Source organism: Candidatus Hydrogenedentota bacterium, assembly GCA_012523015.1.
GTDB lineage: Bacteria > Hydrogenedentota > Hydrogenedentia > Hydrogenedentales > CAITNO01 > JAAYBJ01.
Genome location: JAAYJI010000024.1, coordinates 1 through 14,547, shown reverse-complemented (window position 1 = coordinate 14,547; position 14,547 = coordinate 1). Strand labels below are relative to the sequence as shown.

Sequence of the window (14,547 nt, the reverse complement as noted above, 5' to 3'; positions counted from 1 at the left end):
GGATGATATACAGGTGCGTATAGAAGCCTATGTATTTCGAGAACCCTATGATCCCATAGATATTGATGAGGCTATGGATCGGCTGGGAATTGAATATCAACAAGACTTTAATGATATGTCCCGTCAGATGTTCCGTATTTTAGATTGGAAAATAGTACAATAGAGAAGATTGCAGGGTCAACGTAATGCTGTGCAATTCCGTTCATTCATGCAGCGCTTCTTACTCCTGATTCAACAGCCCATCTCTGTGCCTTGCAGCGGCGGCTGATACCAAAATTAAACTTATCGTTATTGAGGATGCAATGATTGTAAAAGCTCAAATAGGTGCTATTGAATTTGACGGCGATGAAATACGGGTGGCGGTAGTCAAAACAGGCAAGAAACTACCCCGCATTTTGGATTTACAGGCGCGAAGAGCCGTCTATGACGCGCCTGAAAAACGCTTTGATGCACTTGTTGATGCTTTGAACGATGCCTTGGATGGACTCAAAGTTCAGCCCTCCACCTTTGTGTTATGCGTTCCAAGCACAATGACCATTGTACGAACGCTGAATATCCCGTTTAAAGGTTTCGCACGGGTTGCCAAAGCCGTTCCTTTTGAATTGGAGCCCCATCTGGCTTTCCCGCTGGAAGAATTGCTCCTCGATTTTAATGTGGTTCGTGAAGCGGAAGGCGCCACCGAAGTGCTGGCTGTTGGCACGCGCAGAAGTAATCTTGAAGAACAAATGGCACTGCTCCAAGCCGCAGGTGTTGAAGCGGAGATGGCAGGCGTTGATGTGGCGGGGCTTACCGCGTTGTGGATGGCAACCCAGAAGAATAGCAAAGGCTTGCGCGCTGTAGTGCATGTCAGGAAAAAAAGTGCTATCCTAGCCGTTGTCCATCAAAAGACACTTGCCTTTTTTAGACTCCTCCATTTTGGAGAAGAAGAATTACGGCATGCGCCCGATGGCGTTTGCAGAGAAATTCAAAATACGATCCGCGCTTTCCTAGCCAGATGGACCGGTGACGGAGAAATTGCTGCACTGGCTCTTACGGGAACCAACTTGGCACCGGAAGAAATCGACCACTTAGAAGACCTGCTCTCCATGCCTATTACCCAGAGTGTGCTCATAGACGCGCTCAAAGGGATGCAACCTCCGGAAAGAGACGCCGATAATGAAAATGCGGTGACGGGGTGTTGGGAATCTGCCATAGGCGCGGCATATTCGGCAGGCGGCGGCGGGCTTTGTATCAACCTTATGAAAGATGCGCAGCAAATCCATGGCGTTGTCCGGGGGGTGGTGGCACATCTCATGTTTTCTGCCTGCCTGGCATTGCTCTTTCTGCTCGGTTGCGCGTGGTACTATCATGAGAATCGTTTGCGCAATGAAGTCCTTATCGATCAAATTCGCGACGAGATTGCCGCCATTGAAGATGAAATTGAGTTAATGGCGGATGAGGGTTTGGGAGATGACGTGGATATTGCCATCTTTAATGATCCGCCGCTCTTGGATATTTTGAATGTAGTGGCATCGAAAATTTCTCATGATCGCGTGTCCATAAGCGAATTGCGCGTCGCACAGCCGGGAGCGAGGGAAGGGTGGGTCGGCATTACCGGCTCTACCACCAACGCCGCCGCTTTTAATGAAGCTTTCGAATTAGTCAAACAATCTGACTTATTTAAATTTTCTGACGATACGAACCTTCGTTCTCAAGGAGAACGAACCACATTCCGTATACAGGCATTCCGCCCTGAGGAGGCTATTAGTGAATCTGAATCTTGACTTTAAAGAAAAAATAGCCCTTTTCCTAGGGATCGTAGCCTCCCTTTTGGTTTTGCTGCTTCTGCTCTATGTGCCTATGGGACCGCGGAAATGGTACCAAGCTTCGGAACGCGAATTGGCGTCGCTTAAAAATGAGCTGCAAATGCAAACTATGTTCCGTCAGGAAGAAGCGGACCGCTTGGAAAAACAAAAAATCCTAATGGAAAAACTAGACGAAAGAGCCGCTGACTTTTCCTTATTCACCTATATTGAAAATCTGCTGAACAATACGAATATGCGTAACCGTGCCCAATTAGAGGAATATAAGCAGAGAAACGCATCACCTAAACAACCTATGGTACAGTTGCGTTTACAAGGCGTGGAATTCAAAGAATTGGTAGACTTTCTTTATCAGGTGTACTCAAGTACCAGTTTGGTCGCTGTCTACAAAATGGACTATCTCCGACCTGCACCCTCAGAAAAAGGGCTTGATTGTGACCTGACCTTTGTCACATTGATTTCTTAAGGCACTCTTAAGAATCTCCGAGTCCTCCGTGTTTTGGGACTCATAAAAACACGAGATTCAGCGATCCTCAAAAAAGAAGACCATTCAGTCTGAGAAGTTGTTCCAAATTCGGTTATCAGGTACACTGTAGACGATTCTTATGGACTGTGTATTTTTGCGCCGACTATTGAACATGATCTGAGAAAAAAGCTTTTTATCAAGCCTCCTTGCCTTTGTGTTGCGTGGCGCGTCTTTTGAAATAGGGCGTCACCACGGATTGTAGTGCAGTGTTAGTCGAAGCATTAAAACACGTATAAGCGGCGCATCATCTTCAAAATGAATAAATGACAATGGGAGCCCGGAATCGTGACTCATCACAACGTAAAAGCATTTCTTTTGATAGGATTTGTACTAGTCAGTTCTTTATTGGCTGTTCTGCCCGCAGCGGCTCATGTCTATTATGTCAAACCGAATGGTACGGGCGATTGCTCATCGTGGGAGAATGCCGGTTCTTTGCAAGCGGCGATGAGTCGGAGCGTTGCCGGCGATGAAATATGGGTTGCCGAAGGAAGCTATGTGCCGAATACCAGTCCCGCGCTGAGTTTGAAAGCCGGAGTATCTTTATATGGGGGTTTCAGCGGTACAGAGAAAGGGCGCGAACAACGCTCTTTTGCATCTGCCCCGACCATTATTGATGGATCGGGACTATCGGGATGGATGATTATTGGTGCAGACAATGCCGTATTAGATGGATTCGTAATCCGCAATGGGAACACACTTTTGGATGGAGGCGCGCTCTATAATAATGGTGTAATGGACATGACCTTGGCAAACTGTATTTTTTGGGATTGCGAAGCAGCCCAAAAAGGCGGCGCTGTATTCAACAACAACGCAAAAATAACGCTCAGTCACTGTTCTTTTTTCAATAACAAAGCGCAATCCTCGGGCGGCGCCCTGTACTGCAATAATACGGAGATAAGTATCAGCAACTGTGTTTTTCAGGAAAACTCTTCCACTAACGGCGGCGCTTTATATGTAGAGAAATCAACGGTACTCATTGATCACTGCATTTTTGAAAAAAATAGTGCTCTCGACGGAAACGGCGGCGGTGCTATTGCTAACTATTCTTGTTCTCCAACCCTACTGCGTTCTACCTTTCGAGATAACTTCTGCAACAATGCCGGCGGCGCTTTGTTAAATCTCATTGCCTCTCCTTTGGTTAAGCGTTGTTCATTCGAAAAAAACCATGCCTATGAAGGAAACGAACTGGGGGGAGAGGGCGGTGCTGTCGCAAATTTCAATGGTACTCCCAACTTTGAAAATTGTATTTTTTGGAAAAACAAATCGGATTTTATTGGAGGTGCCATTTATAATTCGAGTACGTCTCATCAAATGAAACACTGCACCTTAACCGAAAATGAAGCAGCTTCGCAGGGAGGAGCGATTTTCAATATACACGCATCTTCGCCCAAGATTGTAAATTCCATTCTATACGGCAACAGCGCTTATGAATTTCCTGAAATCGCTCAATTTGGGAACAGTGAAGTTACCATCTCATTCTCATGTATTGCCAACGGCCTTGACGGCGAAGAAAATATTACAGACGACCCCTTGTTCCTAGATGTAAAAGAAGGTGACCTCCGTTTACAGCCGGACTCACCCTGTATTGACAGTGCCACAGCGCAGCCCTTGATTTTGGTCGACTTCCGCGGAGTTCCACGACCCCAAGGCAGCGCATTCGATAGAGGTGCCTATGAATATGCTCCTGTGGAAACAGGGTCGCTGCAGGTTTTGCTATCCCCTGTGGATGCCGTGGGCGATGGCGCTGGTTGGAACATTGACGGGACGGACGATTGGTTACCAAGCGGCGAAACAGTGCCGGGGCTTTGGATAGGAAGCCATACAATTCACTTTAAGCCCCTCTATGGCTGGGATGCCCCTCTCGCGCTTGTCGTAGACATTGAACCCGATACCCTTCGTGTAGTGGATGGAAATGACGGGGCATACACACGTGTCAAATACGAGCTTGATTATAGCGCAGGACTTTACGGACACATTTCCGGCAGCGCACAGCAACAGGTTGAACATGGGAATGACGGTGAAGCAGTCTTTGCCGAAGCAGATGTTGGCTTCCATTTTGCAAGCTGGAGTGATGGAAACACCGAAAATCCAAGGCAAGACCTTGACGTTACGCGATCCCTGTCCGTAACGGCCATTTTTGTGGGCAACACCTATGAATTAACGTATAGGGCAGCAAAATACGGCTTTGTCCAAGGCGCGACGACACAGTCCGTGTCTCATGGCAGCAATGGAGAATCGGTAACCGCTATTCCCAATGCTCATTGTGTTTTCGTTGAATGGAGCGATGGACGCACCGATAATCCAAGGACCGATATGAATGTTACAGCTTCTATTGATGTAACAGCTGTTTTTGAGCAAGAGAGCTTCACACTCCGTTATACGGCAACCACCGGAGGATCCATTATCGGGCAATCCGAACAAAAAGTGCTATACGGCGGCAATGGCTCTCAGGTACTCGCATCAAATGCCGCCAACTATATATTTCAAGGGTGGAGTGACGGCAGAACAGACAATCCCCGCAGAGACCTTAACGTCATGAATGATATGCATGTTGTAGCGATCTTTGTTCTTATTGGGGGAGAAGGCGAAACGCCTTCAGGGCCCTTGGAAGGGGATGTCACTCCGCGTCCCGGTGGAGACGGCAACGTCAATGTGGCGGACTGGGTGCAAGCAGGTCGCTTTGTTGCCAGTTTGGACATTGTCACGCCAGGCTCTGAATTTCAACGCTTAGACTGTGCCCCCTATAGCACCGCCGGCGATGGTAAAATTACCGTGGCGGATTGGGTACAGGTTGGTCGTTATGCAGCCGGATTGAATGAGCCCCAACCGGCGGCGGGACCTACGGAACCGCAACAATAAATTACATGTTGAAAAAATTCTTCGTGGCAATCAATAGGTCATTGAAAGTAGCAATGGGGGGGATGGTTCTTCCTGCTGCGCCGCGTCACACCGTGCAAATGGCTACTGCTTCGCGTAGCGAATGTAGAGGATCCTGTGCCCGAGGCACGAATTCATGTCCCAGAAATCCCTCAAAGCCAAGGTCGGCAATGGCGTTACAAATACTTCGGTAATTTAGCTCCTGCGATTGATCAATTTCATTTCTGCCGGGAACGCCGCCCGTATGAAAATGACCAATGTAGGAGATGTTCTCGTCGATTGTAGCGATTACATCGCCTTCCATAATTTGCATGTGGTAGATATCATAAAGTAATTTGAAATGTTCCGACTTTAAGGCTTGGGCCAGTGCGACTCCCCATGATGTATGGTCGCACTGGTAATCTTTATGATCTCGTTTGCTGTTAAGCAATTCCATGCAAAGCACGATGTTCAAGGATTCGGCGAGAGGTAAAATAACCTCCAATCCACGCGCACAATTTTTGATACCTGCCCGGTCAGATAATCCTTGCCGATTCCCTGAAAATACAACCACATTCTTGATGCCCGCCGCCGCCGCTTTGGGGAGTAAGGTTTGAGCTGTTTCGATCAGTTCCGTATGATGTTCCGGGCGGTTCCATCCTTTGGAGATGCGGCCTAGTCCGCTCGCCATGGAACAGATCAAGCCGTGTTCCTTTACAACTGGCCAATCCTGTTCTTCCAGCAAGTCGATGCCTAGAATTCCCATATCTTTAGCGGCGCTGCAAAGTTCGTCCAAAGACAAGTTTCCATAACACCATCGACTGACGGATTGCAGCAAACGACCTTTTTGAGGCGTTGCCCTACTTTCAGCATGAGCAGCGCTGCGGGCTGGTGTAACTGTGTTTAAAAGAGCCAATCCGGAAATAGATGCTAGGGATGATAAGGCGGCGCGTCGTGTATATTCTTTCTTGAATCTCATTGCTGTAATTCCTTCACTTGTTGTTCGTGTAGAATCTTGTTTCGGCTATTACGAAGTGCTTTGAAACCATAGTATCACAATCATTCGCTTATTCAGAGAATGAACAGATATGATATACTGCGCTCTGTAGTAGGTCTATTCAACCACGGGAGAAAAGGCATGATTAAAGATAAAATAATCCGTATTAAACTGATCAAATTCAACCAACAAACACGCCCCTTATCTTTTGTAGGAAAATGTCTTTCCTTCAACGATTCTTGGGTAGCTATTCAAGGACGGGGCATTATGGTGGCTCGTATCAATCCGCGCGGTGTTCAAATCGATGATAAACTAAGCCAACATGTCATTCCCCGCAGCAGCATTGAATCTATCCGTGTTCTTCCCGATGATTTCGATGTCAACTACCTCACCATCAGCACAGAAGGACAGCAATTGGTCTTTCCCGTTCGAGGGCAACAGCCGTGTTTTGTGGGAGAAATTGGCGAAGGATAAGCTGTGTTGTGCGCTGACCGGATGAACTCAATACTGCTGATAAACTGTAGAAAAGCACTTCACTATGATTCCTAAAATGTTGTTTATCATTGGTGCCCCTCGTTCGGGAACAACCATGCTCGAACGCATGTTGGCGTCCCATTCAAAGGTTCAAGGCGGACCGGAACCCCATATTATCACACCTCTCGCCCATTTGGGACTTTGGGCAAAAGTGGACAAGGCGCCTTACGACCATATTTTGGCTGCACAAGCACAGCAATTGTTTGTCTCCCAATTGCCCCATGCTGAGGCGGATTATTGGGATGCGTGCCGTGCTTATTGTGACACCTTATATGGCCGCTATCTTCAGGGCAAAGGAGAAAAGGAATGGTGTTTGGATAAAACGCCCGCCTATGGATTGGTTCTTCCTTTTTTAGCAAAGGTTTATCCTGATGCGGCGTACATCGTACTGACGCGCCATCCACTAGCCATTTTCTCTTCCTTTGCAAACTCCTTTTTCGACGGTGATTATGAAGCTGCCCATGCCCACAATCCCATCATTGAACGCTATGTGCCGGCTATGGCGGAATTTCTTCGCATGGAGGCGCCGCCCACCAAATTACATGTGCCCTATGAAGAACTCGTAAAAGAGCCGGAACTTTGGTTTGAACGAATATGCCGTCATATCGGTATCCCCTATGAACCGGACGCTATCGATTATGGCAAGAAGGAGAAGGAAACAGATCAGCCTTCCGGCGGACTGGGGGATCCCATCGGTGTAAAACAACATACAAAACCCAATACTGCTTCCATTAAAAAATGGGTGGCAGAATTAGCGTCAGACGATGACAAACGAAAAAGGGCCGAAGGTATCATTGCATCCGTCCATCCCGATGATCTCGCCCAACTCGGTTATCCTATCGAAAGCTTGTGGCAAGCACTGGAAGAAGCCGGCGAGAAAGTGAGTCCGCCGAAATCAACGAAACTAACCCGATATCGTTTTGAACGAAAGATGATTATGCGTTTGCGTGCAATGACCCGTAAATCGGCAAGATTGCAACGTTTATTGCGGAAAATACAATTGTTTTGTGATGTCTTGCTTCGCGAACAATAAATCTTCTCTATACCGTTATTGTGGCAGTGATTCTTAAGATGACGCTGCGACGATGAAATACTATCACTCAATAACCCTTTTATTGGAATCTAAGGATGGAACTAAAATTTCATAAACCTCTGAGACTCGCCCTTTGCTTGATACTTGGATTTTCCTGTTTCGCTTTTTCGGAAGTTGACTCAGACTCTCATCCGGGATTAAAAGAACTATTAAAGCGGTATCCCGAGGCAGATTTAAATAAGGATGGGAAGCTGAGCATGGACGAAGTGAAGCGCTTCAGAATGGGTATTTGGAAAGAAGAAACCGATCTTGGAGAAATGATTGAACCGGGTCTTGCTCAAGAAAATCGAGGCGCCGATATCAGTGAAATACTGCCGCAGTTTATTACGCTATCTTATGGGGATATAGCCGGGCAAGATTTGGATCTATGGCTGCCTCGGAAAGGAAAAGCTCCTTTCCCCACCGTCATTTGGATTTCTCCTGACGCAAGTATAGACCAGCCTCCCCTCATCCTGTTAAAAGAATGTCTCCAATCGGGGATTGCCTTTTGTCGTGTTCATGAGCGTGAGGACGGCGATGGAGACAGTTATTTTGAAGATTTGTCTCAGCTGGAACGTTTTTTAAAGGAACGGGGTTTAGGCCATGGCATAGAAGATGGGCGCTTGGCATTATTTGGTGAAGGTACTGCCGCAGAATATGTCTTGTGGGAAATGGCATCTTTGACAGAAGACAACAGCGCCTCCTTAAGTACAAAGGGAGTACTTTTGCTTGATCCTCTGTCGCTGCATGAGGCATCTCTTACAGAAGAGGATTCGGAAAAGCATTTCGATGAAAACTATCCCCGTGCAGCGCCTCATTTTGCTGAGACCACCTCTCTGCCGCCTCTTGTACTGCTGTATACCCAAGAACAGGCACAGGATCATTTGTTCGCGGCATTGCGTTCACGAGGACTTGATATAAAACAACACACGGCTTTGACCAATGAACATCGCGATCATCTGCAGCTACAGGCAGCCTTGTTCTTTAAAGAGGTACTTATCCCCAATTCGGAAAATACAACTACAGTCGTTGAAGAATAAATCATAGGGAGCTTTGTAAATTTTGAAACAACTCTTCGTTTCTCTCTTTGTTATAGGAGCAGCATTGATTCTCATCCATGGATGCAGTTCCTTAAATTTCCCCCATAAACCCGCCAAGGACAGTGTCCCGGAGTCAGCGCGAAAGGAAGAAGTCCTTGCGCCAACCATTCCGCCGCCTTCCTTAGAGCGGATCGTATTGCTGCCCACGCCCCGTATGCTTCGATTAACCCCGAACGCTTTTGCGCCGGATACGTTAGTGCCGCAAGAACCACTGCGCCCCGAAATGATGCCCCATCAACAAGGCTATATCTTGTCCGTGGAACGGGAACAAATCACCTTAATCGCCGCCGCTGCCGACGGCCTTTTTTATGCCCATCAAACCTTGAATCAGTTGAAAAATCAATACAAAGGAAGCGGCGTACTCCCGGTTGTCTATATCGAAGATTGGCCCGATTTCCCCAATCGCGGCGTTATGTTGGACATTGCACGCGACAAGATTCCCACCATGGAGAGTTTGTATCAAATGGTGGATCTTTTCGCCTCTCTAAAACTGAATCAACTGCAATTGTATATGGAACATAGTTTCGCCTATCCCGGCCATGAAGTCGTCTGGAAAGACGCTTCGCCCATGACCGGCGACGAAATACGCGCCTTGGATCAATACTGTAAAGAACGGTTTATAAGCTTGGTTCCGAACCAAAATTCTTTTGGTCATATGCATCGTTGGTTAAAACATGACGCCTATAAGCATCTGGCGGAAAGTCCTTCCTCCACGGATTTATGCCCTGTTCATCCAGGCAGCATCGCATTGCTGCGCAGTATGTACGCGGCTTTGCTGCCAAACTTTTCAAGTACCAGCTTCAACGTGGGCTGTGACGAGACTTATGGCTTAGGTAAGGGATGCAGTAAAGATGCTGTCAACAAATTGGGCAAGGGCCGGGTCTATCTTAACTTTTTAAAAGAGATTCACGGCCTTGTGGAAGAGCAGGGGAGAACCATGCAATTTTGGGCCGATATCATTCTCAACTACCCAAGTCTCATTCCTGAATTGCCAGATAATGTCGTTGCCATGGTCTGGGGCTATGAAGCGGATCATCCCTTCGCTGACAGATGCCGTAAATTGGCGGCCTCCGGAGTTCCTTTTTATGTGTGCCCCGGCACATCCTCATGGAATTCACTCTTAGGCCGTACCAACAACGCCTTGGAAAATCTTAAACAAGCAGCAAGAAATGGGCTGAATAATCACGCTATCGGATTTTTAATGACCGATTGGGGGGACAATGGCCATTGGCAAGGCGCCTCTATTTCTTTTGTTCCTTTCGCGTGGGGAGCTGCTCTCAGTTGGGCCTATGACGCCAATGTGGAACTTGACCTTGCACATGCCGCCAATGTCCATGTTTTCCAAGACAGCAGTGAACTTATGGCACAAGCGGCGATGGATCTGGGAAATGCGCATCTCGCGACCGGAAGTATTCACGATAACAATACCGTATATTATGGATTGCTTCTGAGTGCCCGTGACAATGCCCCAGGAAAGAATTGGATTCGGAACATGTCCATTCCCGGTATCCAAACTGCGCGGTATCTTCTGGAAGACGCTTCAAGCCGCATGGAGCAAGCCCAACCAACTTGCCCAAATGCCGGAGAATTCCTCAATGAGTTTTTCTTAAATATACGGATGGCTAAATTTGCATTGAGACTGGGAGAGGAGCGCCTGAAAGGAGACTGCGGCACTGCCCTCTTACCCCTATCCGTACGACAATCCTTGTTGGATGAGTTGACTCCCATCATCTCAGAGTTTAAAACCGTATGGCTGGCCCGTAACCGCGTTGGCGGCCTCGCCGATAGTGTCGGCAGATTGGAAAGCTTGGCAGCGCTGCTAGCGCCATAAACGAAAGAATCCATGAACCCAAAAGTGTGCTTGCATGTACAGGATCCTGCATTACGAACCACACTCAGTGTGATCTATAAAGTTGCAGGATTCCGGGTCAGCGATTTAACGCCTGCGGTTTTAGTCACCGATGATCTCTTCGAGGCGCGGCAGACTGCTGCCTCTATACCGACGCTACTCTTAACGCCTGTCTCTGCGATTTCCGAGGCTGTCAACGCCATGAAAGAGGGCGTATTGGGCTATATTATGCTGCCCCTTGTTGGCGAGGAGGCAGTCCTCATGGTAAAGCGCGCTTTAGCCCTTGCCCCTTTATCCGATTCGCCCTTGGAAAAGGACGACGCCTTGGACGTCATGGAAAAGAAACACATTTTAAAGGTGCTCAAGTCGTGTAAAGGCAATCAGACGCGGGCTGCGAAACGACTCGGAATCGGACGCAATACGTTATGGCGAAAACTAAACCGCTACAGCGAGGAAAACCAAGAGCCAACAAGAGAGTAAAAAGAAATCCCGCCCGACTCAGTCGCCGGACGGGATCAAAACTCATGGGGAACACCCGATTACTAAAGCGTTCAGATCACGCAATGAAAGCGCTCAGATAAATCCGGTTTAGGAGCGTTTATCAATACGTTCATCAGGTCCGGGGCGCCATGTGCTGCCATCAGGCAAGAGAGACTCCCATTCCATGGCTTTACGCGCCGGATCAAGGGTATACACTTTCGCGCCTTTAGGAAGTTTGTCATTCCCATATCCGCTGTAACCGGTGGAACGACCGTAAATCAGCTCCACACCCGCCATTACGCCGGAATAATCGTTCGTGTGATCATGTCCGCAAAGAAAAGCCTGTATGCCGGAATCACTGAGCACATTCAAGGATGAACCGTCTTCCTCTTCAAAACAGATCCGCTCGCCAATGAAACCGGTTGCGATTTTGTCTTCCCAGACTTGATCGTGCTGTTGTAAGGGAATATGACAGGCGGCGATGCGCATTGGACGTTTTGCTGCATCAGCGCCTGCGGCACGGCGTATAAATTGACGCGTATCTTCCTGAACACCGATATCTTTGGTATTTAAACAGAAGATTTCAGCCAAGGCAGTGCCGGATTTGTCTTCTATAGAAATGACATAATTACCGTCTTCGGCAGCGCCGCAGTAGAGGCTGCCCTTCGCAGCGGCAAGGTCGCGATGACCGGCGGCTATGTCGGGAAGATGGTCATGGTTACCCCAAGTGAAGGCCCATGGTACACCGAGATTTTCCAGCTGCTCAACAGCAAAGGCCTTATACTCGGGGCCGCGGCCCTCGGGGTTTTCGTGCCAAAAGTCGCCCGTAACAAGGATAAGGTCGGCATTGGCATTGTCCACGTGCCGCTTTAAATCGTCGACCGTATGCATACGCCGTTCCAATTCTTCTTCATCGGACAAGTTTTTCTTATGTCCGGCAAAGAAATGGAGATCAGTAAATTGCATTACCCGAATCGCAGCGGTATTGGACACGGTAAAAGTCTTTTTCCATGGGGGTGTCCCATTTCCAAAGGCGCTCTTGCCGCCTAAAACCACGCCTGCAAAACCGGCGGCAGAAAGTTGAAGAAAGTTTCTCCTCGAAAATGAAGATTGGCTCATAATACTACTCCCGTTTCCCGTCATTAAATTACAAATACCTGCATGAAAAATTTAAGGGCTTGTCCGTCTAGTGCTCAGTACCCTTTAACAATTGCCGATAACAACACCTCCCGAAAGTGAGAAATATTGTTAAGCTATTCGATAAAGGCTTTGAAAGGGCAATCATTCCACATATTCAGGTACTATACATGAAAATTTTATTCTCATGCAAGGCTTTTTTCAATTCGTAATTAGAAAAAAATATACCCTTGATTATTCATATTTTTTTCGCCCGTTACCCGGTGTTTTGCCTGGGTGAAAAGTGGAAACCCATACAATTAATATGGTACACTACGGATGTGTGGCGGTGTAGCTCAGTTGGTTAGAGCAGTGGAATCATAATCCACGTGTCCGGGGTTCGAATCCCTGCACCGCTACCAATATTATTTAATGATAACGAAGTCCTGCGAACAACACTGAGTGTTTTGTTGGCGGGGCTTTTTTTTTAGACCTAAAGCTATTCATTTAATGGTCTCTAAACACGCTATCATCCCAAATGGTGCGTGCCCTATATCTAGCCTTTTATATAAATCCTTTCTTTCGGAACTCCTGCCGCCACCTTTTTTTAAATAAGGGGCTAGTTTTCCCTTTGAATCTACGGAATTTGACAGATTAAAAAATCGTTTGATTCAATAACAGAGATAGTGTATTCTCTTACCAAACAAAAGGAACGATACAATAAAATCAGCCTTTTTCGGGATGAGATACGTGTAAGTTTGAAGAATCAGATGAAAGGTAGGAGTGTCTATGAGTACATGGAATACGGGATCGTTGCTGGGACTGGCGCGGCAGTTTATGGGCACACGGGTCTTGCTCTCGGCTGCGGAATTGGATGTGTTCACCCATCTATCCACGCCCAAGAGTCTTGATGAAGCGGTTGCCCTTTTGGGAACACAAAAACGGGGCACAAAAATTCTTCTTGACGCCCTGTCCGCTATGGGATTGCTTGAAAAAAAAGAGGAGCGCTATGGTTGTCCGCCACAACACGCCGCACTGCTTTCATCATCCGCTCTTGAGTCAGTCCGACCCATGATATTGCATTCCGCAAGTATGTGGAACCGTTGGGCGCAATTGACCGATATCGTGCGTACCGGAGAAAAAGAGGACACGCCGGCGGGTCTGTATGAAAGAGATGAACTGGTAGCCTTTATCTACGCCATGCACGTGGTCGGCCGTGAACAGGCTGCTGAAACGGCTGTCTTGGCAAAAGCAGAGAATGCCCGTAAATTATTGGACGTGGGGGGGGAAACCGGATCCTACGCGGAAGCTTTTGCGCAATACTACCCCGAATTGCGCGCTACCGTTTTCGATCGCCCACTGGTCATCAAAATGGCAGAAGACCGACTCGCAGATTCGCCCGTCCGTGACCGGATAGACCTTGCCATAGGCGATTTTTATGACGATCCGCTGCCTACGGGCTACGACTTGGTTTTGCTTTCCGCAATTATTCACCAAAATAGTCCAGAACAAAATGTCGCCCTGCAAAAGAAATGTTTCGATGCCCTCGAATCAGGAGGACGCATCTTAATCCGGGATCATCTCTTAAGCCCCGACCGAACCCATCCCGTATCCGGGGCGCTTTTTGCAGTGAATATGTTGGTCGGTACAGAAGGCGGCAACGCCTACAGTTTTGAAGATGTACAGGACAGCCTCAGTGCCGCCGGATTTGAAAGAATCGCAAAACTCCATGATGATACCCATATGGACGGTTTGGTTGAAGCCTATAAGCCTTAAACAGCTTTCCTTTCAACGAATAGACCAGCACACATAGCGATCCTGTTTACAGGCCCCTATAATCTTCGTGATTGCGCGCTTTGATTAATGCTAAGTCCTTAATCAAAGCGCTTTTTCTTTCTATTTATAAAGACTGAATACTGCCTAGCTCTATACCCCTTTAATTTGATGGTTTTACTCGTGTTTTGTGGAACAAAGGTCTAAACCATAGTGTTCTTTTTAATAGAGATAAGGATTAAAATAAAGGAAGATATACGATGAAAAAGATAGCCTTTTATGATACAAAAGACTTTTCGCAAAGCTCTTTTGAAAAATATAGACCCAACGATCTCAGTATAACCTATTTTGAACATAAATTGACGCCGGACACAGATGCTTCTGCAGCAGGATTTGATGCCGTGTGTATTTTCGTCCATGATATTGTGGATGCTACCGTGGC

The 14,547-nt window shown here is 47.4% G+C and carries 13 protein-coding genes and 1 tRNA gene; 12 read left to right on the top strand and 2 right to left on the bottom strand.

All coding sequences use genetic code 11. From position 1 onward, the window contains the following. The 4 genes from GX117_01200 to GX117_01185 form a co-directional block, all read left to right on the top strand. Positions 1-163: hypothetical protein (locus GX117_01200; GenBank protein NLO31960.1), on the top strand; the 163-nt coding region annotated here is incomplete at its 5' end. A gap of 139 nt (positions 164-302) precedes the next feature. Further along, positions 303-1,763 carry a pilus assembly protein PilM gene (locus GX117_01195; protein NLO31959.1) on the top strand — a complete coding sequence of 487 codons (1,461 nt, stop codon included), beginning with the start codon at positions 303-305 and terminating at the stop codon, positions 1,761-1,763. Continuing rightward, entirely contained in the window at positions 1,747-2,268 is a 522-nt protein-coding gene (locus tag GX117_01190; GenBank protein ID NLO31958.1) for a hypothetical protein, read from the top strand. Before GX117_01195 ends, GX117_01190 begins: the two co-directional genes overlap by 17 nt. Positions 2,269-2,613: 345 nt before the next feature. Continuing rightward, positions 2,614-5,187, top strand: a complete 2,574-nt coding sequence (locus tag GX117_01185; GenBank protein NLO31957.1) for a hypothetical protein — start codon at positions 2,614-2,616, stop codon at positions 5,185-5,187. Positions 5,188-5,272: 85 nt separating this feature from the next. Here the strand turns inward: GX117_01185 and GX117_01180 are convergent, their stop codons facing one another. Continuing rightward, positions 5,273-6,163 carry a TIM barrel protein gene (locus tag GX117_01180; protein ID NLO31956.1) on the bottom strand — a complete coding sequence of 297 codons (891 nt, stop codon included), beginning with the start codon at positions 6,161-6,163 and terminating at the stop codon, positions 5,273-5,275. A 159-nt stretch (positions 6,164-6,322) separates the two neighbouring features. Between GX117_01180 and GX117_01175 the strand changes: the two genes are divergently transcribed. From GX117_01175 to GX117_01155, 5 genes are all read left to right on the top strand, one after another. Then, on the top strand, positions 6,323-6,655 hold the full coding sequence (locus GX117_01175; GenBank protein NLO31955.1) for a hypothetical protein: 333 nt from the start codon (positions 6,323-6,325) through the stop codon (positions 6,653-6,655). A gap of 64 nt (positions 6,656-6,719) precedes the next feature. Then, on the top strand, positions 6,720-7,748 hold the full coding sequence (locus GX117_01170; protein NLO31954.1) for a sulfotransferase: 1,029 nt from the start codon (positions 6,720-6,722) through the stop codon (positions 7,746-7,748). Between the two features lie 95 nt (positions 7,749-7,843). Further along, on the top strand, positions 7,844-8,827 hold the full coding sequence (locus GX117_01165) for a hypothetical protein (GenBank protein NLO31953.1): 984 nt from the start codon (positions 7,844-7,846) through the stop codon (positions 8,825-8,827). A gap of 22 nt (positions 8,828-8,849) precedes the next feature. Then, the gene (locus tag GX117_01160; GenBank protein NLO31952.1) at positions 8,850-10,718 is read left to right on the top strand and encodes a family 20 glycosylhydrolase; all 1,869 of its coding nucleotides are present in this window, start codon (positions 8,850-8,852) and stop codon (positions 10,716-10,718) included. Positions 10,719-10,730: 12 nt separating this feature from the next. Then, the gene (locus GX117_01155) at positions 10,731-11,216 is read left to right on the top strand and encodes a hypothetical protein (protein NLO31951.1); all 486 of its coding nucleotides are present in this window, start codon (positions 10,731-10,733) and stop codon (positions 11,214-11,216) included. Between the two features lie 108 nt (positions 11,217-11,324). Here GX117_01155 and GX117_01150 read toward each other — a convergent pair whose 3' ends face one another. Next, positions 11,325-12,335, bottom strand: coding sequence for a hypothetical protein (locus GX117_01150; protein ID NLO31950.1), 1,011 nt, complete (start codon positions 12,333-12,335; stop codon positions 11,325-11,327). A gap of 342 nt (positions 12,336-12,677) precedes the next feature. Here GX117_01150 and GX117_01145 point away from each other — a divergent pair. The 3 genes from GX117_01145 to GX117_01135 all read left to right on the top strand — a co-directional run. Next, positions 12,678-12,754, top strand: a tRNA-Met gene (locus tag GX117_01145). 367 nt (positions 12,755-13,121) lie between these two features. After that, positions 13,122-14,108, top strand: a complete 987-nt coding sequence (locus tag GX117_01140; protein ID NLO31949.1) for a methyltransferase domain-containing protein — start codon at positions 13,122-13,124, stop codon at positions 14,106-14,108. Between the two features lie 257 nt (positions 14,109-14,365). Further along, positions 14,366-14,547: 2-hydroxyacid dehydrogenase (locus tag GX117_01135; protein NLO31948.1), on the top strand; the 182-nt coding region annotated here is incomplete at its 3' end.

Excerpts from the sequence above, each read along its gene's own strand:
- GX117_01195 (NLO31959.1), top strand. The coding sequence starts at position 303 with ATGATTGTAAAAGCTCAAATAGGTGCTATTGAATTTGACGGCGATGAA.
- GX117_01180 (NLO31956.1), bottom strand. The coding sequence starts at position 6,163 with ATGAGATTCAAGAAAGAATATACACGACGCGCCGCCTTATCATCCCTA.
- GX117_01175 (NLO31955.1), top strand. The coding sequence starts at position 6,323 with ATGATTAAAGATAAAATAATCCGTATTAAACTGATCAAATTCAACCAA.
- GX117_01170 (NLO31954.1), top strand. The coding sequence starts at position 6,720 with ATGATTCCTAAAATGTTGTTTATCATTGGTGCCCCTCGTTCGGGAACA.
- GX117_01165 (NLO31953.1), top strand. The coding sequence starts at position 7,844 with ATGGAACTAAAATTTCATAAACCTCTGAGACTCGCCCTTTGCTTGATA.
- GX117_01155 (NLO31951.1), top strand. The coding sequence starts at position 10,731 with ATGAACCCAAAAGTGTGCTTGCATGTACAGGATCCTGCATTACGAACC.
- GX117_01150 (NLO31950.1), bottom strand. The coding sequence starts at position 12,335 with ATGAGCCAATCTTCATTTTCGAGGAGAAACTTTCTTCAACTTTCTGCC.
- GX117_01140 (NLO31949.1), top strand. The coding sequence starts at position 13,122 with ATGAGTACATGGAATACGGGATCGTTGCTGGGACTGGCGCGGCAGTTT.